The 21,308-nt window shown below is 58.2% G+C and carries 20 protein-coding genes; 7 read left to right on the top strand and 13 right to left on the bottom strand.

Annotation, left to right across the window (positions count from 1 at the left end; translation table 11 throughout):
- The first annotated feature begins 76 nt into the window (after positions 1 to 76).
- A complete protein-coding gene (gene cysG, locus KHQ23_RS07115) occupies positions 77 to 1,450 on the top strand; it encodes a siroheme synthase CysG (RefSeq protein ID WP_080831413.1) in 1,374 nt (457 codons plus the stop codon).
- 72 nt (positions 1,451 to 1,522) lie between these two features.
- On the opposite strand, the gene trpS is transcribed toward cysG, so the two are convergent.
- The 12 genes from trpS to KHQ23_RS07055 form a co-directional block, all read right to left on the bottom strand.
- Positions 1,523 to 2,527: a tryptophan--tRNA ligase gene (gene trpS / locus KHQ23_RS07110; RefSeq protein WP_032435147.1), complete on the bottom strand. Its 1,005-nt coding sequence runs from the start codon at positions 2,525 to 2,527 to the stop codon at positions 1,523 to 1,525.
- The gene (gene gph / locus KHQ23_RS07105) at positions 2,520 to 3,281 is read right to left on the bottom strand and encodes a phosphoglycolate phosphatase (RefSeq protein WP_004188345.1); all 762 of its coding nucleotides are present in this window, start codon (positions 3,279 to 3,281) and stop codon (positions 2,520 to 2,522) included. Before gph ends, trpS begins: the two co-directional genes overlap by 8 nt.
- Positions 3,274 to 3,951: a ribulose-phosphate 3-epimerase gene (gene rpe, locus KHQ23_RS07100; RefSeq protein ID WP_002920259.1), complete on the bottom strand. Its 678-nt coding sequence runs from the start codon at positions 3,949 to 3,951 to the stop codon at positions 3,274 to 3,276. The genes gph and rpe overlap by 8 nt, the downstream gene beginning before the upstream one ends.
- A 17-nt stretch (positions 3,952 to 3,968) precedes the next feature.
- The gene (gene dam, locus KHQ23_RS07095) at positions 3,969 to 4,796 is read right to left on the bottom strand and encodes an adenine-specific DNA-methyltransferase (RefSeq protein WP_002920260.1); all 828 of its coding nucleotides are present in this window, start codon (positions 4,794 to 4,796) and stop codon (positions 3,969 to 3,971) included.
- Positions 4,797 to 4,874: 78 nt separating this feature from the next.
- On the bottom strand, positions 4,875 to 6,161 hold the full coding sequence (gene damX, locus KHQ23_RS07090) for a cell division protein DamX (protein WP_015875204.1): 1,287 nt from the start codon (positions 6,159 to 6,161) through the stop codon (positions 4,875 to 4,877).
- 84 nt (positions 6,162 to 6,245) lie between these two features.
- On the bottom strand, positions 6,246 to 7,340 hold the full coding sequence (gene aroB, locus KHQ23_RS07085) for a 3-dehydroquinate synthase (protein WP_004150047.1): 1,095 nt from the start codon (positions 7,338 to 7,340) through the stop codon (positions 6,246 to 6,248).
- A 55-nt stretch (positions 7,341 to 7,395) separates the two neighbouring features.
- A complete protein-coding gene (aroK, locus tag KHQ23_RS07080) occupies positions 7,396 to 7,917 on the bottom strand; it encodes a shikimate kinase AroK (protein WP_002920267.1) in 522 nt (173 codons plus the stop codon).
- A gap of 270 nt (positions 7,918 to 8,187) precedes the next feature.
- Positions 8,188 to 9,432 (bottom strand): DNA uptake porin HofQ, encoded by a 1,245-nt coding sequence (hofQ, locus tag KHQ23_RS07075; protein ID WP_073553670.1) that lies wholly within the window; start codon positions 9,430 to 9,432, stop codon positions 8,188 to 8,190.
- Positions 9,365 to 9,748 (bottom strand): HofP DNA utilization family protein, encoded by a 384-nt coding sequence (locus KHQ23_RS07070; protein WP_004889465.1) that lies wholly within the window; start codon positions 9,746 to 9,748, stop codon positions 9,365 to 9,367. The genes hofQ and KHQ23_RS07070 overlap by 68 nt, the downstream gene beginning before the upstream one ends.
- A complete protein-coding gene (locus KHQ23_RS07065) occupies positions 9,738 to 10,166 on the bottom strand; it encodes a hypothetical protein (protein WP_004889463.1) in 429 nt (142 codons plus the stop codon). Before KHQ23_RS07065 ends, KHQ23_RS07070 begins: the two co-directional genes overlap by 11 nt.
- On the bottom strand, positions 10,156 to 10,689 hold the full coding sequence (locus KHQ23_RS07060; protein WP_004174028.1) for a PilN domain-containing protein: 534 nt from the start codon (positions 10,687 to 10,689) through the stop codon (positions 10,156 to 10,158). The genes KHQ23_RS07065 and KHQ23_RS07060 overlap by 11 nt, the downstream gene beginning before the upstream one ends.
- Positions 10,673 to 11,473, bottom strand: coding sequence for a hypothetical protein (locus KHQ23_RS07055; RefSeq protein ID WP_004174027.1), 801 nt, complete (start codon positions 11,471 to 11,473; stop codon positions 10,673 to 10,675). The genes KHQ23_RS07060 and KHQ23_RS07055 overlap by 17 nt, the downstream gene beginning before the upstream one ends.
- 118 nt (positions 11,474 to 11,591) lie before the next feature.
- Here KHQ23_RS07055 and mrcA point away from each other — a divergent pair, with 118 nt between their 5' ends.
- Positions 11,592 to 14,150 (top strand): peptidoglycan glycosyltransferase/peptidoglycan DD-transpeptidase MrcA, encoded by a 2,559-nt coding sequence (gene mrcA / locus KHQ23_RS07050; RefSeq protein WP_004185951.1) that lies wholly within the window; start codon positions 11,592 to 11,594, stop codon positions 14,148 to 14,150.
- A 53-nt stretch (positions 14,151 to 14,203) separates the two neighbouring features.
- On the opposite strand, the gene nudE is transcribed toward mrcA, so the two are convergent.
- A complete protein-coding gene (gene nudE / locus KHQ23_RS07045) occupies positions 14,204 to 14,764 on the bottom strand; it encodes an ADP compounds hydrolase NudE (RefSeq protein WP_002920321.1) in 561 nt (186 codons plus the stop codon).
- Positions 14,765 to 15,084: 320 nt separating this feature from the next.
- On the opposite strand from nudE, the gene KHQ23_RS07040 reads away from it, so the two are divergent.
- From KHQ23_RS07040 to pckA, 5 genes are all read left to right on the top strand, one after another.
- Positions 15,085 to 17,214 carry an intracellular growth attenuator family protein gene (locus tag KHQ23_RS07040; protein ID WP_004174025.1) on the top strand — a complete coding sequence of 710 codons (2,130 nt, stop codon included), beginning with the start codon at positions 15,085 to 15,087 and terminating at the stop codon, positions 17,212 to 17,214.
- A 60-nt stretch (positions 17,215 to 17,274) separates the two neighbouring features.
- Positions 17,275 to 17,958 (top strand): GMP/IMP nucleotidase, encoded by a 684-nt coding sequence (gene yrfG / locus KHQ23_RS07035; RefSeq protein ID WP_002920324.1) that lies wholly within the window; start codon positions 17,275 to 17,277, stop codon positions 17,956 to 17,958.
- On the top strand, positions 17,955 to 18,356 hold the full coding sequence (gene hslR / locus KHQ23_RS07030; protein ID WP_002920326.1) for a ribosome-associated heat shock protein Hsp15: 402 nt from the start codon (positions 17,955 to 17,957) through the stop codon (positions 18,354 to 18,356). Before yrfG ends, hslR begins: the two co-directional genes overlap by 4 nt.
- A gap of 18 nt (positions 18,357 to 18,374) precedes the next feature.
- A complete protein-coding gene (hslO, locus tag KHQ23_RS07025; RefSeq protein ID WP_004188324.1) occupies positions 18,375 to 19,259 on the top strand; it encodes an Hsp33 family molecular chaperone HslO in 885 nt (294 codons plus the stop codon).
- A gap of 360 nt (positions 19,260 to 19,619) precedes the next feature.
- On the top strand, positions 19,620 to 21,242 hold the full coding sequence (gene pckA / locus KHQ23_RS07020; RefSeq protein WP_002920331.1) for a phosphoenolpyruvate carboxykinase (ATP): 1,623 nt from the start codon (positions 19,620 to 19,622) through the stop codon (positions 21,240 to 21,242).
- Positions 21,243 to 21,308 lie beyond the last annotated feature (66 nt).

Here is a 21,308-nt window from a genome sequence, read left to right as displayed (position 1 = left end):
TCGCATGTTTTGTATTACCTTTGCTGCTATTCTACGACCACTCGTTTTCTACCCCTTATTTTTATGAGGTTATTCTGTGGATCACTTACCCATATTCTGCCAGTTGCGCCAGCGCGATTGTTTACTGGTTGGCGGCGGGGATGTCGCCGAACGCAAAGCCCGTCTGCTGCTGGATGCTGGCGCTAACGTCACGGTCAATGCGCTCGACTTCACGCCCCAGTTTCAGGTGTGGGCTGATTCACAGATGCTAACACTGGTGCAGGAGGAGTTTATCCCCTCGCTGCTGGATAACTGCTGGCTGGCCATCGCCGCTACTGATGATGAGACGGTCAACCAGCAGGTTAGCGAGGCGGCCGAAGCGCGGCGTATCTTCTGTAATGTGGTGGATGCCCCGCGCCAGGCCAGCTTTATCATGCCGTCGATCATCGATCGCTCGCCGCTGATGGTCGCCGTCTCCTCGGGCGGGACATCACCGGTTCTGGCGCGCCTGCTGCGCGAGAAACTGGAGTCAATTCTGCCCCTGCATCTCGGCCAGCTGGCCCGCTATGCCGGCCATCTGCGCGCGCGGGTTAAGCAGCAGTTTGCCACCGTAGGCGAGCGTCGCCGCTTCTGGGAGAAGCTGTTTGTTAACGACCGTCTGGCGCAGTCGCTGGCTAATGACGATCGGCAGGCAGTCGCGGATACCACTGAGCAGTTGCTGACGGAGCCGTTGGAGCATCGCGGCGAGGTGGTGCTGGTTGGCGCCGGCCCCGGTGACGCCGGGCTGCTCACGCTCAAAGGCCTGCAGCAGATCCAGCAGGCTGACGTGGTGGTCTATGATCGGCTGGTCTCCGATGACATCATGAATCTGGTGCGCCGTGATGCCGATCGGGTGTTCGTCGGCAAGCGCTCAGGCTACCACTGCGTCCCGCAGGAGGAGATCAACCAGATCCTGCTGCGCGAAGCGCAAAAAGGAAGACGCGTGGTCCGGCTGAAAGGCGGCGATCCCTTTATCTTTGGCCGCGGAGGGGAAGAGCTGGAGACGCTTTGCGAGGCGGGCATCCCCTTCTCCGTTGTGCCTGGCATTACCGCCGCCTCCGGCTGCTCCGCTTATTCGGGGATCCCCCTGACCCACCGCGATTTCGCCCAGGGCGTCCGCCTGGTCACTGGCCACCTGAAAACCGGCGGCGAGCTGGACTGGGCGAACCTGGCGGTGGAGAAGCAAACCCTGGTGTTCTACATGGGTCTGAACCAGGCGCCGGCGATCCGCGAGAAGCTTATCGCTCACGGCATGGCTGAAGATATGCCCGCCGCCATCGTCGAGAACGGCACCGCTGTGACGCAAAAAGTGGTCAGCGGCACCTTAGGACAACTGGATATTCTGGCGCAGCAGATGGCCAGCCCGGCGCTGATCATCGTCGGCCGCGTGGTCGGTCTGCGGGATAAACTGAACTGGTTTTCGAACCATTAACCTTGCCTCCCATAAAGTGACAGGCATAAAAAAGGGCGGGATAGCATCCCGCCCTTTTAGCTGTTGCGTCGCTTACGGCTTGGCGACAAAGCCAATCGCTTCGTATACCGCTTTCAGGGTTTGAGAAGCCCGCGCGCTGGCCTTTTCCGCACCGTCTCTCATCACCTGATTGAGAAATGCTTCGTCGTTACGGAAACGGTGATAGCGCTCCTGCAGGTCAATCAGCATGCCCGATACCGCTTCGGCGACTTCGCCTTTCAGGTGGCCATACATTTTGCCTTCAAAATGCTGTTCCAGCTCAGGAATAGTTTTCCCGGTAACCGCGGAGAGGATATCCAGCAGGTTGGAGACGCCCGCTTTCTCTTTCAGATCGTAACGCACTACCGGCGGCTCGTCGGAGTCGGTGACCGCACGTTTAATCTTCTTGACCACCGATTTCGGATCTTCCAGCAGGCCGATGACGTTGTTGCGGTTGTCGTCGGACTTGGACATCTTTTTCGTCGGCTCCAGCAGCGACATCACGCGCGCGCCGGATTTAGGGATAAACGGCTCAGGCACTTTAAAAATATCGCCGTAGATGGCGTTAAAACGCTGGGCGATATCGCGGCTTAGCTCAAGGTGCTGTTTCTGATCTTCGCCCACCGGAACCTGGTTGGTCTGGTACAGCAGAATGTCAGCGGCCATCAGTACCGGATAATCAAACAGACCGGCGTTGATGTTCTCCGCGTAGCGCGCTGACTTGTCTTTAAACTGAGTCATGCGGCTCAGTTCGCCGAAATAGGTGTAGCAGTTCAGCGCCCAGCCTAGCTGGGCATGTTCCGGCACGTGCGACTGCACGAAGATAGTGCTTTTCTGCGGGTCGATGCCGCAGGCCAGATACAGCGCCAGGGTGTCCAGCGTCGCCTTGCGCAGCTGCTGCGGATCCTGGCGCACGGTGATGGCGTGCTGGTCCACGATGCAATAGATGCAGTGGTAATCGTCCTGCATGTTTACCCACTGACGCAGCGCACCCATATAGTTGCCAATGGTCAGTTCACCTGAGGGCTGTGCGCCACTAAAAACGATGGGCTTAGTCATGTTTCAATTCCTGAGTTTCACTGTGCGGTAACCCGAGAGCGGGTAAGAGTTCGTTAAACTGGTCGAAGAGATAGTCCGGCTCGCTCAGCGCAAGCGGTTCACCATAGTTATAACCGTAGGTCAGACCAACAGAGCAGCAGCCTGCCGCTTTGGCCGCCTGAATATCATTGCGCGAATCGCCGACAAACAGCAGCTCGGCTGGAGCCAGAGAGAGCTTTTCCGCCACCAGCAGCAGCGGTTCCGGATGCGGCTTTTTATTCTGCACGTCATCGCCGCCAATCACCACGGTAAAATATTTCGCAATATCGAGCGCGTCCAACAGCGGGGCGACAAACGGCGTCGGCTTATTTGTAACCAGCGCCAGCGGCAGGCCTTTGGCATGCAGCGCGCCGAGCGTATCGGCCACCGCCGGGAACAGGAAACTGCCCTCTTCCGCCGCTTCGGCGTAATAGCGGTCAAACAGTTTACGCAAAATGCGCAGCTGCTCGTCTTGCGGAATATCATGATCGTCGACGGAAGGCTTGCCCATCGCCGCACGTAACGTTGCTCGCTCCTGACGAGCCCAGGTCAGCGCCCGCTCCATCAGGACATCGGCGCCGTTACCGATCCAGGTGATAACGCGTTCTTCTCCCGCCACCGGCAGCTCCAGGGCGTACAGAGCGTTATCAACCGCCGAGGTTAGACCCGGCGCGCTGTCCACCAGCGTGCCGTCGAGATCAAATGCGATGCCGCGGATCGCCTGTAATTTATCCATGACTCACCTTCGCTAATTCACTACGCATTTGATCAATGACTTGCTTGTAGTCCGGCTGACCGAAGATCGCCGAACCGGCAACAAACATATCCGCACCCGCCGCGGCGATTTCGCCGATATTGCTGGCTTTCACGCCGCCATCCACTTCCAGGCGGATGTCGTAGCCGGACGCATCGATGCGCTGGCGCACTTCACGCAGTTTATCCAGCGTCTGGGGAATAAAGGACTGGCCGCCAAAGCCCGGGTTAACCGACATCAGCAGGATCACGTCCAGCTTATCCATCACGTAATCGAGGTAGCTCAGCGGCGTCGCCGGGTTAAACACCAGGCCCGCTTTACAGCCGTGCTCTTTGATAAGCTGCAGGCTGCGATCGACGTGTTCGGAGGCTTCCGGATGGAAGGTGATAATGCTGGCGCCGGCTTCGGCAAAATCAGGAATGATGCGGTCGACCGGCTTCACCATCAGGTGAACGTCGATTGGCGCGGTAATACCGTAATTACGCAGTGACTTCAGCACCATCGGGCCAATCGTCAGGTTTGGCACGTAGTGGTTGTCCATAACGTCGAAGTGCACGACATCCGCACCCGCCGCCAGCGCCTTCGCGGTATCCTCACCCAGACGGGCAAAATCAGCCGACAGAATCGAAGGGGCAATCAAATACTGCTTCATCCGCATCTCCTTGAAATTTATTTGGTCTTAGGCGGACGGTAGAGCGCTAATAGCTCGTCCACCTTTTTACGCGTACCACCGTTGCTGCTGATGCTGCGCCGAACCTTCACAATATGCGTTTCTGCCGCGTTTTTATACCATTCCTGCGTCAGCGGCGTGCGGTGGTTGGAAATCAGCACCGGGATGCGCTTTTTCATCAGCGATTCCGCCTTTTGCGCCAGCAGTACCTGTTGTTCCAGGTTGAAACTGTTGGTGTGGTAGGCGGTAAAGTTCGCCGTCGCCGTTAGCGGCGCATAGGGCGGATCGCAATACACCACTGTGCGGCTATCCGCACGTTGCATGCACTCTTCGTAAGATTCGCAGTAAAACTCGGCGTTTTGCGCCTTCTCGGCGAAATGATAGAGCTCAGCTTCGGGGAAATAGGGCTTTTTATAACGGCCAAACGGCACATTGAACTCGCCGCGCAGATTGTAGCGGCACAGGCCGTTGTAGCCGTGACGGTTCAAATACAGGAACAGCACCGCGCGACGCAGCGGATCCTGGCTTTGGTTAAATTCATCACGATACAGGTAGTAGCGCTCAGCGACGTTATTTTCCGGGGTAAACATCTCACGGGCGGCGGCGACGTATTCGTCGGTGCGCAGTTTGACGATGTTGTACAGGCCGATTAAGTCACTGTTGATATCCGCGAGGATATAACGAGAAAAGTCGGTATTAAGAAATACCGACCCGGCGCCCACAAAGGGCTCGATCAAGCACTCGCCTTCCGGCAAATGCTTTTTAATATCGTCAAGCAGGGGGAACTTTCCCCCTGCCCACTTCAGAAAAGCGCGATTCTTTTTCATGCTGCCTAACTAATTACACGTTCTCCGGCTGTGGAGAAAGCTCCGACAGCATCCTGCGCTTAAGACTACCCCACGGCATTATTTCAGGTCAGCCTGAACCTGATGCAGCGGTTTTGCCCATGGATTTTTCGCCTGCACGTCCGCCGGCAGCGAGGTGACAGCACGTTTCGCTTCATCTTTCGATGCATAGATACCGCTCACCAGCACGTACCATGGTTGGCCGTTACGCGACGTTTCATAGACAACATATTTATCCAGCTTCTCTTTCTTCGCCCAGTTGTTGAGGTTGTCGTAGTTAGAGGAGCTGCTGAGCTGCAGAGTATAGTGACCCGACGGCGCAGTTTTCATTGAGCTGACGTCACCTGCCGTCTTCCCGGTCTTCGCTGCCGGCGCTGCCGCAGCTGCCGTTGCCGCTGGCGCTGCGGTCGTCGTGGTCGGTTTGCTCTGAGCGGTGGCCACCGGTTTGCTTTCGCTGACGGACGTTTTCGCCGGAGCAGTGGTCGCCGTGCTTTCAACATGCTTCGGCTGGACCGGCTTCGATTCTACCGGCGTTTTCGCCACGGCCTGTGGCTTCGACTGCGGCTTCGCTTCGATAACGGTATGCTTACGTTCAGCCGGACGCGGGGTCGCTGCTGTCTGACGCTCGGTCGCCTGGCGCGGCGCCGCGGTGCCATTGGCGCCATTCCGGATTGGCGCGACGGTAGCCGGTTCAGTCGGCAGCGTCGAGTTAGCCACGGCGCCGTCCAGTTGGCCCTGCTGCTGGGTCAACGCATTGTTCAGATCGCCCTGAACTTCGATACGCTGCTGGCCCTGCGGCGCAACCGCTGCCTGGCCCTGCGTCGGGTTCGCGGCAATAGGCGGTACCGTTACGTCCTGCTGTGAGGTGCTGTTAGCGGCGGCAGTCTGGTCCTGGCCCGCAGCAGGCATGCTGGCGGACTGGTCGTCAGACAGATTAATGCTCTTCTCGCCGGAAGCGGTCTGCTGGCTGGAAGATGATGGCGATTTCAGTGCGGAACCGATACCCACGATCAACAGCAGCAGCACCAGAATCCCCACACCCATCATGATGTACTGGCGGGAGGCCGGTTTGGCCGGCGCTTTTTTACGCTTGCGCGGACGACGCTCTACAGGCTGCTCTTCGAGCATCTCCTCGTCTTGCGCATCCAGTTCTTCTTCGAACTCTTCCTCTTCACGCTCGCGACGGGCCTTACCAGCGCGCGTCGGACGGCCTTCATCGGCATCAAGATCAACATCGTCAAAATTGATCTGCGGATCGGCATCACGCTCGGAAGACTGACGGGAACGACCAGCACGACGATCGTTGCGATCGGCTTTCATATCGTCTTCTGGTTTGAAATCATCCATTTAACACCCCACTAAAAGGCTTATGCTCACGATTATTGCACATCACCCGAAATGATAACGCCGCGCGAACGCGGCCAGACCTTCTTATTGTTGCGCCTGCTGAGTATCAGCAATCGCGCCAAGAACCACATCGTGCGGCACTCCGCCGCGCAGCTCGCTGCTTCCTATTGCGAGCGGGAGCACCAGCCGCATTTCGCCAGCCAGTACCTTTTTATCGCGCATCATATGGGGCAAATACGCCTGCGCACTCATTTCCTGCGGGCCGCGTACCGGTAAGCCTGCACGCTTGAGCAGCTCGATAATGCGCTGAGTATCCTGCGCGCGGAACTGCCCCAGCCGTTCGGACGTGCGTGCCGCCATCACCATACCTGCCGCCACCGCTTCGCCATGCAGCCAGTTACCGTAGCCCATTTCCGCTTCGATAGCATGGCCGAAGGTATGTCCAAGATTGAGTAAAGCACGTAACCCGGTTTCACGCTCGTCGGCTGCCACAACCTCCGCTTTCAGTTCACAGCAGCGGCGAATGCAGTACGCCATGGCGGTATCGTCCAGCGCCAGCAGCGCATCAATGTTGTTTTCCAGCCAGCTGAAGAATTCACCATCCAGGATCACCCCGTACTTGATGACCTCAGCCAGTCCGGAAGCGAGCTCGCGCTTCGGCAGAGTTTTCAGACAGTTAAGATCAACTACCACGGAAACCGGCTGCCAGAAGGCGCCAATCATGTTTTTGCCGAGAGGGTGGTTCACTGCGGTTTTGCCGCCGACCGACGAGTCGACCTGCGACAACAGGGTGGTAGGGACCTGGATGAAACGCACGCCGCGCTGATAGCTTGCCGCGGCGAAACCGGTTAAATCACCGATCACCCCCCCGCCAAGCGCCACCAGAGTGGTGTCGCGGCCATGTGGTTTTTGCAACAGCGCAGTAAACACGGTATCCATCACCGCCAGGCTTTTGTATTGCTCGCCGTCTGGCAGAATGACGCTGTCAACGTTGACCCCTGACTGCTCCAGCGCAGAGCGGACGGTATCCAGATAAAGCGGCGCCAGCGTTTCGTTGGTGACCAGCATAGCCTGGTCGCCCGACTTGAGTGGCAGGAAGGAAGCTGGATCGTTAAACAAACCAGCCGCGATGGTAATCGGGTAACTACGTTCCCCGAGGGTAACAGTAAGCCTCTCCATAACGCGACATCCACCTCAATGACTATTACTCTGACGCACTTTTATTAAGCCAGAATCAGTTGCTTTCCAGCATATGAATAATCTGGTTCGCGACGACTTTCGCACTCTGATCGTCTGTGCGGATAGTCACATCGGCGATCTCTTCATACAGCGGGTTACGCTCGTCAGCCAGCGCTTCCAGCACTTCACGAGGCGGCGCATCGACTTGTAGCAAAGGACGCTTTTTATCGCGCTGCGTACGGGCCAACTGCTTCTCGATCGTAGTTTCCAGGTAGACCACCACGCCGCGGGCGGAGAGACGGTTACGCGTTTCACGGGATTTTACAGAGCCGCCGCCAGTCGCCAGCACAATCCCCTGTTTTTCCGTCAACTCATTGATAATTTTCTCTTCACGGTCACGGAAGCCTTCTTCGCCTTCAACATCGAAGACCCAGCCCACATCAGCGCCAGTGCGTTTCTCAATCTCTTGATCAGAATCGTAAAATTCCATGTTGAGCTGTTGGGCTAACTGGCGCCCAATAGTGCTTTTGCCGGCACCCATAGGCCCAACCAGAAAGATATTGCGTTTCTCTGCCATTTTTTCGGTACTACTAAGACTATTCGTTAATGATAAACCCGCTTCGCAGACACCCAGCGCCGCAGGGCATGAACTGAAACCTCATATGCAATAGAGCGAGAGTCAGACTAAAAATTATCTCAATACTCCGGCTGGTTTGGCAACTGAATAAAATCGCCGGACAATAAAGGGAGGATTGATGTCGTACCCGACTCTCAAATCGGTACCCCTTGTATGCTAAATCCGTCCTCACGTCAAACACCTGAAACGTGTTTAGCATGAAAAACCTGCTTAACGTACTGCCAGAATCCGTGGCGTAATAAAGACAACCAGTTCGCGACGTTCATTATCTTTCCCGTCACGACGAAACAGACGTCCCAGTACCGGGATATCGCCAAGCAGCGGGACGCTGTCGCGGGCGATTTTGTTTTTCTGCGAAAAGATGCCGCCCAACGCTAAAGTCTCGCCGCTGCGAACTTCCACCAGGGTCTCTATCTCCTGCTTATCGATGGCCAGCGCTTCGCCGTTTTCCTGCTTCAGCACCTGGCCTGGCGTATTCTCGCTTATTCGCAGCTTAAGCCGCACTCTTCCCTGCTGCAGCACCGTCGGCGTGACCTCCATGCCCAGCACCGCCTCTTTGAACTCCACCGAAGTGGCGCCGCTTTCGCCACTGGAAACCTGATAGGGGATCTCGCTTCCCTGCTTGATGCTGGCAGGCTGCATGTGGGAGGCCAATAAACGCGGGCTGGCAATAATTTCGACCTGCTGCTTGCGCTCCAGCGCGGATAGCTCCAGCTCAAGCAAGCGACCGTTGATCTTGCCGATGTTAAACCCTGCGCGGGTGCTGGCATCGTTTACCGATACATCGCTGCTTAGGGTGGTGATTTGCCCGGAGCCTGGCGGGCTTCCGGCTTCCGCAAGCCGCCACTTCACCCCCAGCTCACGAAGGCTGGTTTCGCTCATCGACACGATATGGGCGGCCAGCTCCACCTGGCCGACCGGCAGATCCATCTCCTGCGCCCAGGCCTTCAACGCCGGCAGGTGCCGGGCATCATCGCGGATCAGCAGCCGATTAGTCCGCTTGTCCGCCATCAGGTGTCCCCTGGCGCTGAGCAGCTTTCCGCCGCTTTTAGCCAGCTCCTCAGCGTCGGCAAAGTGCAGGGTCACGCTCTCCGCCTGCAGGGGCAGGTTCTGCAGGCGTTTCTCCTGTTCGGCTTCACGCTGCGCCTGATTTGCCTTTTGCCAGGCCTGAGTGTGCGCGTAGATGACCGTACCCTGCTGTTGCAAAGAGAGACCCGCGCTATCCGCTACCGCCCGCAGCGCCTGGCTCCAGGGAACCTTCTGCAGACGCAGGGAGAGCGTGCCGCTGACGTCCGGCGCGACGACGAGGTTCTTATGGTTCATTTCGGCCAGAGCTTGCAGCACCTGGGCCACTGGCGCATCGTCAATCACCAGCGAAACCGGTTTATCATTGCGGGCGGCGGGGGCCACCGCCAGCGGCAGCAGCAGAAGCAGCAGGCTTATCCATCGCATCATGTTGTTTCCCTTCACGTTGCCAGCGCCACGCTGGCGGTTCACATCCCGAAGACGTGACGATGTCCAGCTCACCGGCCGTCAGCCGGCTCACCCGCCAGCCCGTGGGCAATTGCTCATCCATGCGTACCCGTCGCCACTTTCCGTTCCCATCCTGCAGAAACCCCGTCCAGCCAGCATCATCCCCAACCGCCCCGCCATAGCGCCATTGCGAAAGCTGCGCCGTGCGGCAGGGATCCTCAACCGGCTGGAAAGGGTCACGCTCGGCCGCCAGCAGCGACAGCGGTAGCCACAGGAAGATCCAGCGTTTACCGCTCATCTTCCGCCTCCAGCAGCAGTCGCAGGCGGAGCGTCTGCGCCTCACGGCCCAGCGAAAACGAACGCGGATTCATCCCGCAGCGCGCCAGCCAGGAAAAAAGCGCGGGTACCGTTGACCAGGACAGGGTCAGCTCTATCTCGCCGCCGCTTCCCTGCGGACGCCAGGCGATAAGCTTCGCTCCGGAGAGCGGAATGGCTATGGGCGAAAATGACTGCGTGTCGATGCGCGCCCCGGGATTTTCCTCGCCGGGGATGCGCAGCGCCATGATCCGCCGCCACTGCGTTTGCAACGCCGCATCACGGGTTACCGCCGCCTGCGGCGGGCGCAGATCGCGCCAGAGCGCCACGCCGCCTCCCGACAGCCCCATTGCGAGCAGGATCGGCAGCCCTGTCCAGGCGCCCCGAAGGTTAATCCGCATCAGCGCGCGCTCCCGTCAGGGTAAAACTGAACTGCCAACGCCCCTCGGCGTCGCGCTGGGTCCCGCCGGCTTTTGCCGGCGCGAATCCCGCGACGCGAGTCAGCGCAGCCTCCACGCTGGTTAGCGCCTGCAGGTTAAGAGCCAGGCCGTCCAGCGTGAGGAGTACGCCCTGGTACTCCAGCCGCGTCAGCCACGCCTGCGCGGGCAGATCTGCCGCCAGCGCCTGCAGCCTGGGTTGCCATGCGGCGATCGCCGATCTGCGCTGGTACTGCTGGCGCTGCCGTTGATGCTGCTGCCACGCCTCACGCATCGCCTGCTCGCGCTGCTTAAGCGAGGCGAGCAGCTGCGCGTCGGCCGTCGTGTGAAGCGTCGCCAGGAAGTCACGCTGCAGACGCGCCGTTCGGCTCACCAGCAGGCCCATCCCGCCCAGCAGCACAATGCCGATGGTTAACAACAGGACGTAGCGCAGGCGCTGGCGGCGACGCAGGTCGCGCCAGGGAAGAAGATTAACGACATGCGTCATGCCGCCCGCCTCCCAGCGCCAGCCCAAGGGCAATGGCGTAACGATCGCCATCGGCTGGCAGCGGGGGCTGCCGACGGTGAATCACTTGCCAGACATCAAAGCGACTGGCCTCATCGCCCGCGTCAATACACAGGCGCAGCGGAATCTGAAGCTGCCCCGCCAGCTGGCTTAAGGACCCGACATCAGCGCAGGCGTCGCTGCCCCAGGCCTCACGGGTCGCCCACAGCCAGTGCTTTTCATCCCGCCACGCCAGGCCCTGGTCTGCCGCAGTCATCCAGGGGAAAAAGGCGCCGAGCGCACTGGCATCCGGTACGATGGCCGCCACCCGCAGCCGCAGCCGCCCTGCCAGCTCCCGCAGAACATTGATATCCAGCCGCTGCGCCGCCGTAACCTGCCAGCCGTCATCCCGCGAGGTAGGCGCATAATCAATACATAGCGCGGAGGCAGGCATTGCCAGCTGCTGGCTCATGGCGCTGGCTACCCACGTCGCCTGTTCCCGCTCCCGCAGGGCGAACTGGGGATACGGAAGACGCTTTTGCAGTGTGCGCACCGCGGGAAAGGCGATACTAACCTGATGCTGCGCCGGTAGCTCCCGCCGCCAGGCGGCCAGCCGCGAACCGAGTGCGCTGACGTCCGCCACCATTCCCTGACGTACCAGCCCCGGCGGCAATGGGATACGCCACCAGCGGCGCAGCGCCCAGTGTGAACGTTCATGCAATAGCGCGACAATGGCAATGCTATCCTGTTGGATATGCATTCCAAGCCGCCAGTTTCTGAAAGCCATGCTTACGATCTCCTTATCCGGCAAAACTGCCCGGCTATATCAATGCACCTGGCTTGCCTTTATACTACCGCGCGTTTGTTTATAAACTGCCCAAATAAAACTAAATGGGAAAACACCGGTGAAGTTCGTAAAGTATCTATTGATCCTTGCAGTCTGTTGCGTACTGCTGGGAGCAGGCTCGATTTTTGGCCTCTACAAATACATAGAGCCGCAACTCCCCGACGTCGCAACCCTGAAGGATGTGCGTTTGCAGATCCCGATGCAGGTCTATAGCGCCGACGGTGAGCTTATTGCGCAGTACGGCGAAAAGCGCCGTATCCCTGTGACGTTGCAGCAAATTCCCCCCGAGCTGGTGAAAGCGTTTATCGCCACCGAAGACAGCCGCTTCTATGAGCACCACGGCGTCGATCCGGTAGGTATTTTCCGCGCCGCCAGCGTGGCGATGTTTTCAGGCCACGCCTCCCAGGGCGCCAGCACCATCACCCAGCAGTTAGCGCGTAACTTCTTTCTCAGCCCCGAGAAGACGTTGATGCGTAAGATTAAAGAGGCCTTTCTGGCCATCCGCATCGAGCAGTTGCTGAATAAAGATGAAATCCTTGAGCTGTATCTGAACAAGATCTACCTCGGCTACCGCGCCTATGGCGTCGGCGCCGCGGCGCAGGTCTATTTTGGCAAACCTATCGACCAACTGACCCTGAGTGAGATGGCGGTGATTGCCGGTCTGCCGAAAGCGCCTTCCACTTTTAACCCGCTCTATTCGATGGATCGCGCGACCGCCCGTCGCAACGTGGTGCTGTCGCGTATGCTGAGCGAAGGGTACATCACCCAGGCGCAATACGATGAGGCGCGCAGCGAACCCATCGACGCCAGCTATCACGCGCCGAAAATCGCCTTCTCCGCCCCTTACCTGAGTGAAATGGTGCGCCAGGAGATGGTGAATCGCTACGGCGAGCAGGCCTACGAAGACGGTTATCGGGTCTATACCACCATTACCCGCAAAAACCAGCAGGCGGCCCAGCAGGCGGTACGCAATAACGTGCTGGATTACGATATGCGTCACGGCTACCGCGGCCCGGCCAGCGTACTGTGGAAAGTCGGCGAAACGCCGTGGGAGACGAAGAAGATCGTCGATTCGCTGAAGCGTCAGTCTGGCTACGGTCCGCTTTTCCCGGCGGTGGTCACCTCCGCGAATGCCCAGGAGGCTGTCGCGCTGTTGGCTAACGGCGACTCCGTTTCGCTGACGATGGAGGGCGTGCGCTGGGCCCGTCGCTTTATCTCTGATACGCAGCAAGGGGCGACCCCGCGTAAAGTCAACGACGTTGTGCAGGCCGGGCAGCAGATCTGGGTACGCAAGGTGGGTGACAGCTGGTGGCTGTCCCAGCTCCCGGACGTCAACTCAGCGCTGGTCTCCATTAACCCGCAAAACGGCGCGATTATTGCCCTTGTCGGCGGGTTTGACTTTAACCAGAGCAAATTCAACCGCGCCACCCAGGCGCTGCGCCAGGTCGGCTCCAACATCAAACCGTTCCTCTATACCGCCGCGATGGATAAAGGCTTAACGCTGGCAAGTATGCTCAACGATGTGCCGATCTCGCGCTGGGATGCGGGCGCAGGTTCCGACTGGCGGCCGAAGAACTCGCCGCCGCAGTATGCCGGTCCGATTCGTTTACGCCAGGGCCTGGGGCAGTCGAAAAACGTGGTGATGGTGCGCGCTATGCGCGCCATGGGCGTAGACTACGCCGCCGAGTATCTGCAGCGCTTTGGCTTCCCGGCGCAGAACATTGTCCACACGGAATCGTTGGCGCTGGGCTCAGCCTCCTTTACGCCCCTGCAGGTCGCTCGCGGTTATTCGGTGATGGCCAACGGCGGCTTCCTGGTCAATCCTTTCTTTATCAGTAAGATTGAGAACGATCAGGGCGGGGTCCTCTTCGAGGAGCGTCCGAAAATTGCCTGTCCGCAGTGTGATTTACCGGTAATTTACGGCGATACGCCAAAATCCAACGTGCTGGAAAACAAGGATGTGGAAGATGTCGCCACCTCCGCGGAACCGCAGAATGGCAACGTGCCGCCGCAGCCGCAGCTGGAGCAGGCCAACCAGTCGCTGGTCGCGCAGAGCGGCGCACAGGAATACGCGCCGCATGTGATTAACACACCGCTGGCCTTCCTGATCAAGAGCGCGCTGAACAGCAACATCTTTGGCGAGCCGGGCTGGATGGGCACCGGCTGGCGCGCCGGACGCGATCTGCAGCGGCATGACATCGGTGGGAAAACCGGGACCACCAACAGCTCGAAGGACGCCTGGTTCTCAGGCTACGGACCGGGCGTGGTGACCTCGGTTTGGATCGGCTTTGACGATCATCGTCGCGATCTTGGCCGGACCACCGCCTCCGGAGCGATTAAAGATCAGATCTCTGGCTATGAAGGCGGTGCCAAAAGCGCCCAGCCGGCCTGGGACAGCTTTATGAAGAGCGTGCTGGAAGGCGTTCCGGAAGAACCGTTAACTCCGCCGCCGGGTATCGTCACGGTGAATATCGACCGCAGCACTGGTCAGTTGGCGAACGGGGGCAATAGCCGGGCGGAGTACTTTATTGAAGGAACCCAGCCCACCCAGCAGGCAGTCCGTGAGGTGGGCACCACCCTGACTGACGGCGGCGGTGAAACCCACGAATTGTTCTGACAAAAAAAGCGCCTGCGGGCGCTTTTTTATTGCTGCTTAGCGTGGACGCTCGTTCAGAGTCGGCCCTGGGCCTGCAGCCATTCCCGCACTAAAAACAGCGCGCTGACGTTACGGGCCTCGTTAAAATCTTCTTCATCCAGCAGCGACATCAGCTGCGCCAGCGGCCAGCGCACCTGCGGTAGCGGCTCAGGTTCATCGCCCGGCAGTGACTCCGGATAGAGATCTTCCGCCACCATGATATTCATTTTGCTGGAGAAGTAGGAGGGGGCCATACTGAGCTTCTTCAAAAACGTCAGCTTATTGGCGCCATAGCCAACCTCTTCTTTCAACTCGCGATTGGCCGCTTCATCCACGGTTTCACCTGGATCAATCAGCCCTTTGGAGAAGCCCAGCTCGTAGGACTCCGTCCCCACGGCATACTCACGAATCAAAATAATGTGATCATCCACAATCGGCACAATCATCACCGCTTCACGGGTGGAAGGCCGCATACGTTCATAAACGCGACGCACACCGTTGCTGAACTCCAGATCGACGCTTTCGACATTAAAGAGGCGCGAACGGGCGACAGTTTCAACATTGAGAATGGTGGGTTTTTGTAATGATTTGCTCATTGTCATCGGTCTATGCTGTGATTAAGCAGTCATTGTGCGATACGCAACACGCTTTCGGCAATCCAAATTGCTACTTATTTACAGAGTTGTAACCTTTTCCCTGCAGGGGGAAAAGTAATAAAGATAAAAAAGTCAATAGCTTGAATTCGCTTTGAGAATTTACCGATTTCTGCGCTTTAACGTTTTTGGTAAGCTTGTGCGCTGCTGCATGACATATTCACTACCCTGTAAGCAGGTGCGCCGCTAACACTGCAGCTTGACGTTAGTCTTCACGTTCACCGACGATTTCGTAAGAAAAAAATAACTTTGATGGGATGGGCATGGGCACCTTTCTGATATTCCTTACAGCTCTGCTAATCTGCGTATTGCTCATCGGATGGTGGTATCGCGCTCACGCCAGACGCCGCCGACTCCCCCTACTGCACGCCTTTAGCGACGCTACCACGCGGCAGCTTCCTGCGGATGAGCGCCAGGCTATTGAGAAGTATGTTGCCGAGTTGAGCCACGCCCAGCAGGTGCCGGCGTCCGGTGCGACCAGCGCGCCTGTCGCTCTGGCGCTGAACGAACAGAGTGATACCGTCTATGCGGTGACACGCGCCATCACCCGCTACGGGATCACCACCGACGCGCCGAATAAATGGCGCTATTTCCTCGATTCGGTTGAAGTTCATCTGCCGCCGTTCTGGGAACAGCATATCAACGATGAAAACAGCGTCGAGCTGATCCCCACCGACAGCCTGCCGCTGGTTATCACCCTTAACGGTCATAGCCTGAGCGACTATCGCCAGGAAGCGCAAAGCTACGCCCTGGAACGCGCTTCGGCCACCCAGGCCTCCATTCGCGGCGAAGAGAGCGAGCAGGTAGAGTTGCGGCAGATCCGTCGGGAAACGCCTGAAGAACACGCTCTGAATCGCCCGGACGGGCTGCGCGAAGCGATCCTGATCGTCGCCTCCTTTCTGTTCTTTTATTTCAGCCTGATTGGGCCAGCTGTCTTTACCCCCTGGCTGGTCGCCGCAGGTTTGTTGCTGCTCGCCGCCGGACTGTGGGGGATTTATGCCCCGCCGCGTCGCGCCGCGCTGCGCGAAATCCATTGCCTGCGGGGCGTCCCTAAGCGCTGGGGATTGTTTGGCGAAAACGATCAGGAGCAAATCAATAACATCTCGCTGGGCATTATCGATCTCATCTATCCGCGCCACTGGCAACCCTGGATTGCCCAGGACCTGGGGCAGCAGACCGATATTGATATCTATCTCAACCGCCACGTGGCCCGTCAGGGACGCTACCTGTCGCTTCATGATGAAGTGAAAAACTTCCCGCTGCAGTACTGGCTACGCAGCGCGATTATCGCCGCCGGCGCCCTGGTGGTGGTGATTATGCTGTGGGCCAGCGTACCGTTGAATATGCCGTTTAAGTTCACCCTGTCGTGGCTGAAGGGCGCGCAAACGATTGAAGCCACTACCGTCAGCCAGCTGGAAAAAGCCCATGTGCGCATTGGCGATACGCTGCGCCTGACCGGTACCGGGATGTGTAATATCCGCACGCCGGGCAGTTGGTCCGCCAAAGAGGATTCGCCGTTCCTGCCTTTCGATTGTTCACAGATTGTGTGGAACGACGCCCCTCCTCTGCCGCTGCCGGAGTCTGACATTGTCAGCAAAGCGACCGCCCTGATGCAGTCCGTCCAGCGCCAGCTGCACCCGGAAACCGACGATGATTCCCGCGTCAGCCCTGCCCTACGCTCCGCCATTCAGAAATCAGGCATGGTGCTACTGGATGATTTCGGCGATATCGTGCAGAAAACTAACGATCTCTGCTCGGCAAAGGATGATTGCCTGCGGCTGAAGAATGCGTTGGTCAATCTTGGCAATACCCGTAACTGGGAAACGTTAACCAAGCGCGCCACCGCCGGCAAGCTGGATGGCGTGAACGTGCTGCTGCGGCCGGTCAGCGCCGAGTCGCTGGAGAATCTGGTGACCACCTCAACCGCGCCCTTTGTGATACGCGAAACCTCGCGGGCCGCGCAGGCGCTGAACAGCCCGGCTCCCGGCGGTTTTCTTATCGCCAGCGATGAGGGCAGCGTACTGGTCAATCAGCCGTGGCCGGCGGTGAGTCTGTATGATTATCCGGCCCATGAGCAGTGGGGCGAACTGCGGCGGCTGGCCGGTATGCTCATGCATACCCCCTTCCATGCCGAAGGTATCGTTACCAACCTGTTTACTGACGCCAACGGCACGCAGCATATCAACCTGCATCGCATCCCCGACCGCAGCGGCCTGTGGCGTTATCTGGGCATCACCCTGCTGCTGCTGTCAATGGTGGGGTGCATGGCTTACCACGCCGTGCAGGCCCTGCGTCGTTATCAACGCCATCGTCAGCGTATGGAAGAGATTCAGAAATATTACGAAAGCTGCCTTAATCCGGTTTTGCTCCCCTCATCTGACTCGCAAGATTAATTTTCCCGGCGACAGGGTGTGATACCCTGTCGCCCATTTTCCGCTCGCTGGAGAGTCATCATGCACTTTGATATCGCCTGGCAGGAGGTCGATACCGTTCTGCTGGATATGGACGGCACGCTCCTGGACCTCGCCTTCGACAACTACTTCTGGCAAACGCTGGTGCCTGAAACCTGGGGGGCCGCCCGCGGCCTCAATTTGCAGGAGGCGAAAGAGGCCATGCGCCAGGAGTATCACGCCGTGCAGCATACGCTAAACTGGTACTGTCTGGATTACTGGAGCGAGCGCCTGGGTTTGGATATTTGTGCGATGACCAGCGAACAAGGTCCGCGCGCCACGCTGCGCGAGGATACCGTGCCGTTCCTTGATGCGCTCAAGGCCTGCGGTAAGCGACGCATTCTGTTGACCAATGCCCATCCCCACAATCTGGCGGTGAAGCTCAAACACACCGGCCTGGACGCGCACCTTGATTTATTACTTTCCACCCACACATTTGGTTATCCGAAAGAGGATCAGCGTCTGTGGCGCGCCGTGGCGGAGGAAACTGGCCTTGAGGCGCACAAAACGCTGTTTGTCGACGACAGCGAGGCGATACTGGATGCCGCGAGGGAGTTTGGCATTCGTTACTGCCTGGGTATTACCAATCCTGACTCCGGACTGGCGGAAAAGCAGTATCTGCGCCATCCGGGGCTGAATGATTACCGACGACTGATCCCTTCGCTTACCCCGAAGGAGAGGCGATGAAAGAGAAGCCCACCGAAACCGTCAGACTGGACAAATGGCTTTGGGCCGCCCGCTTTTACAAAACCCGCGCGCTGGCGCGGGAAATGATTGAAGGCGGCAAGGTTCATTACAACGGACAACGTAGCAAACCCGGAAAAATCGTCGAACTCGACGCCATGCTGACGCTGCGCCAGGGCAACGACGAGCGGACGGTGCGCATTATCGGCATTACCGAACAGCGCCGCCCGGCAAGCGAAGCCGTCAACCTGTATGAAGAGACGGCGGAGAGTATCGAGAAGCGTGAAAAAATGGCCCTGGCGCGCAAAATGAACGCCCTGACCATGCCGCACCCTGACAGACGTCCGGACAAGAAAGAGCGCCGCGACCTGATGAGATTTAAACACGGCGAGAGTGAATAACTCGCGCCAGAAAGAGAGATGATTATGACTCAACACGATCAATTACATCGTTATCTGTTTGAAAACTATGCCGTGCGCGGCGAGCTGGTGACGGTGTCGGAAACCCTGGAACAGATTCTGGCGAATCACACCTATCCCCAACCGGTCAAAACGGTGCTGGCGGAGCTGTTGGTCGCCACCAGTCTGCTGACCGCGACGCTGAAGTTTGCCGGCGACATTACCGTACAGCTGCAGGGGGATGGCCCTTTACAGCTGGCGGTGATCAACGGCAATAACCAGCAGCAGCTGCGCGGCGTCGCGCGCGTGCAGGGCGAGATTGCGGACGATGCGGATCTGAAAACGATGGTCGGCAACGGCTACCTGGTCATTACCATCTCTCCGGAAGAAGGTGAGCGCTATCAGGGCGTGGTCGGTCTGGAAGGCGATACGCTGGCCGCCTGCCTGGAAGATTATTTCCAGCGTTCAGAGCAGCTGCCGACGCGCCTTATCATCCGCACCGGCGATCATGAAGGCCAGCCGATGGCGGGCGGGATGCTGCTGCAGGTGATGCCGGCGCAGGATGCCCAGACTGCCGACTTCGAGCACCTGGCGACGCTTACCGAGACCATTAAGGCGGAAGAGCTGTTCACCCTGCCGGCAAATGATGTGCTGTGGCGCCTGTATCATGAAGAAGAAGTCACGGTCTACGACCCGCAGAGCGTGGAGTTCAAGTGCACCTGCTCCCGCGAACGCTGCGCCGGCGCGCTGAAGACGCTGCCGGATGAAGAGATTGATAGCATCCTCGCCGACGAAGGCGAAATTGACATGCACTGCGACTACTGCGGTAACCACTATATCTTCAATGCCATGGATATTGCCGAGATCCGTAATAACGCCTCTCCGGCCGATCCGCAGGTTCATTAATCCCCGCATCTTTCTCAGGCACAGGGCGGCAATGTTGTTTGTCGCGTTGTGCCTGACTTTTAATTTATTCGCGAGTTGAATCGATTTTCCCTGAAAGAGTTACGTAATTTAATTTCAGGAAAGCGATTACATTCACATTTCGGCAGTTTTTTTAATTACTTTTTAACCATTGAGAAACATCTAACCCCACCATCCGTCCATTTCCTGAGATAATCCACTCCACTTCGTGACAGGAGTCACCGTTTTTATCGTCATTCTGAGGAATGTCGAGATACGTAAATCTATGAGCCTGGTCGCGGTCAATACCCGGCAATTAACCCTACAATTTACAGCAGTACATCTTGGCTAAGGAGCAGTGACATGCGCGTTAATCATGGTTTAACCCCGCAGGATCTCAAGGCTTATGGTATCAATGACGTCCAGGATATCGTCCACAACCCCAGCTACGACATGTTGTTTCAGGAAGAGCTCGACCCGAACCTGGAAGGCTACGAACGTGGCGTATTAACCACTCTGGGGGCTATCGCCGTCGACACGGGCATTTTTACCGGTCGTTCTCCGAAAGATAAGTATCTCGTGCGCGACGACACCACCCGCGACACCGTCTGGTGGTCCGATAAAGGCAAAGGTAAAAACGACAACAAGCCGCTTTCGCAGGAAACCTGGCAGCATCTGAAAGGGCTGGTGACCCAGCAACTGTCCGGTAAACGCCTGTTTATCGTCGACGCTTTCTGCGGCGCCAACGCCGATACCCGTCTCAGCGTACGTTTCATTACCGAAGTGGCCTGGCAGGCGCACTTCGTTAAAAACATGTTCATCCGTCCGAGCGATGAAGAGCTGGCTGAATTCGAGCCCGACTTCATCGTGATGAACGGCGCGAAATGCACCAATCCGCAGTGGAAAGAGCAGGGCCTCAATTCGGAAAACTTCGTCGCCTTCAACCTCACCGAGCGCATTCAGCTGATCGGCGGCACCTGGTACGGCGGCGAGATGAAGAAAGGGATGTTCTCGATCATGAACTACCTGCTGCCGCTGAAGGGCATCGCCTCCATGCACTGCTCAGCCAACGTCGGCGAGAAAGGCGATGTCGCCATTTTCTTCGGCCTCTCAGGCACCGGCAAAACCACCCTCTCCACCGACCCGAAACGCCGCCTGATTGGCGATGACGAACATGGCTGGGATGACGACGGCGTGTTTAACTTCGAAGGGGGCTGCTACGCCAAGACCATCAAACTCTCTGAAGCGGCCGAGCCGGATATCTATCACGCCATCCGCCGCAACGCCCTGCTGGAAAACGTGGTGGTACGCGCCGACGGCACGGTCGATTTCGATGACGGTTCAAAGACCGAAAATACCCGCGTCTCCTACCCCATCGACCACATCGACAACATTGTTAAGCCGGTGTCTAAAGCGGGTCACGCCACCAAAGTGATCTTCCTGACGGCCGATGCGTTCGGCGTCCTGCCGCCGGTCTCCCGCCTGACCGCCGACCAGACGCAGTACCATTTCCTGTCCGGGTTTACCGCCAAACTGGCCGGCACCGAGCGCGGCGTAACCGAACCCACGCCAACCTTCTCCGCCTGCTTCGGCGCCGCCTTCCTGTCGCTGCACCCGACGCAGTACGCCGAAGTGCTGGTCAAACGCATGCAGGCGGCTGGCGCACAGGCTTATCTGGTCAATACCGGCTGGAACGGCACCGGCAAGCGCATCTCGATTAAAGATACCCGCGCGATCATCGACGCCATCCTCAATGGCTCGCTGGACAACGCGGAGACCTTTACCCTGCCGATGTTTAACCTGCAGATCCCGACGGCGCTCCCGGGCGTGGATACCCACATCCTCGATCCGCGCAGCACCTATGGTTCCCCGGAGCAGTGGCAGGAAAAAGCCGACCAGCTGGCGAAGCTGTTTATTGAGAATTTTGAGAAGTATACCGATACGCCAGCGGGCGCCGCGCTGGTGGCGGCAGGACCGCAGCGCTAACGGGCGCAAAGGTGAAAAAGCCGGGCTTGCCCGGCTTTTTATTGTGCAACATCCTGAGCAGCTAAC

This window comes from Klebsiella sp. 64 (assembly GCF_018223915.1).
GTDB lineage: Bacteria > Pseudomonadota > Gammaproteobacteria > Enterobacterales > Enterobacteriaceae > Klebsiella > Klebsiella pneumoniae.
The sequence above is the reverse complement of the archived record's forward strand: the minus strand, read 5'-3'. Positions and strand labels throughout refer to the sequence as shown.

Coding starts and splice junctions, on each gene's coding strand:
- trpS (WP_032435147.1), bottom strand. CDS start 2,527: ATGACTAAGCCCATCGTTTTTAGTGGCGCACAGCCCTCAGGTGAACTG.
- gph (WP_004188345.1), bottom strand. CDS start 3,281: ATGGATAAATTACAGGCGATCCGCGGCATCGCATTTGATCTCGACGGC.
- rpe (WP_002920259.1), bottom strand. CDS start 3,951: ATGAAGCAGTATTTGATTGCCCCTTCGATTCTGTCGGCTGATTTTGCC.
- dam (WP_002920260.1), bottom strand. CDS start 4,796: ATGAAAAAGAATCGCGCTTTTCTGAAGTGGGCAGGGGGAAAGTTCCCC.
- damX (WP_015875204.1), bottom strand. CDS start 6,161: ATGGATGATTTCAAACCAGAAGACGATATGAAAGCCGATCGCAACGAT.
- aroB (WP_004150047.1), bottom strand. CDS start 7,340: ATGGAGAGGCTTACTGTTACCCTCGGGGAACGTAGTTACCCGATTACC.
- aroK (WP_002920267.1), bottom strand. CDS start 7,917: ATGGCAGAGAAACGCAATATCTTTCTGGTTGGGCCTATGGGTGCCGGC.
- hofQ (WP_073553670.1), bottom strand. CDS start 9,432: ATGATGCGATGGATAAGCCTGCTGCTTCTGCTGCTGCCGCTGGCGGTG.
- KHQ23_RS07070 (WP_004889465.1), bottom strand. CDS start 9,748: ATGAGCGGTAAACGCTGGATCTTCCTGTGGCTACCGCTGTCGCTGCTG.
- KHQ23_RS07065 (WP_004889463.1), bottom strand. CDS start 10,166: ATGCGGATTAACCTTCGGGGCGCCTGGACAGGGCTGCCGATCCTGCTC.
- KHQ23_RS07060 (WP_004174028.1), bottom strand. CDS start 10,689: ATGACGCATGTCGTTAATCTTCTTCCCTGGCGCGACCTGCGTCGCCGC.
- KHQ23_RS07055 (WP_004174027.1), bottom strand. CDS start 11,473: ATGGCTTTCAGAAACTGGCGGCTTGGAATGCATATCCAACAGGATAGC.
- nudE (WP_002920321.1), bottom strand. CDS start 14,764: ATGAGCAAATCATTACAAAAACCCACCATTCTCAATGTTGAAACTGTC.
- KHQ23_RS07040 (WP_004174025.1), top strand. CDS start 15,085: ATGGGCACCTTTCTGATATTCCTTACAGCTCTGCTAATCTGCGTATTG.
- yrfG (WP_002920324.1), top strand. CDS start 17,275: ATGCACTTTGATATCGCCTGGCAGGAGGTCGATACCGTTCTGCTGGAT.
- hslR (WP_002920326.1), top strand. CDS start 17,955: ATGAAAGAGAAGCCCACCGAAACCGTCAGACTGGACAAATGGCTTTGG.
- hslO (WP_004188324.1), top strand. CDS start 18,375: ATGATTATGACTCAACACGATCAATTACATCGTTATCTGTTTGAAAAC.
- pckA (WP_002920331.1), top strand. CDS start 19,620: ATGCGCGTTAATCATGGTTTAACCCCGCAGGATCTCAAGGCTTATGGT.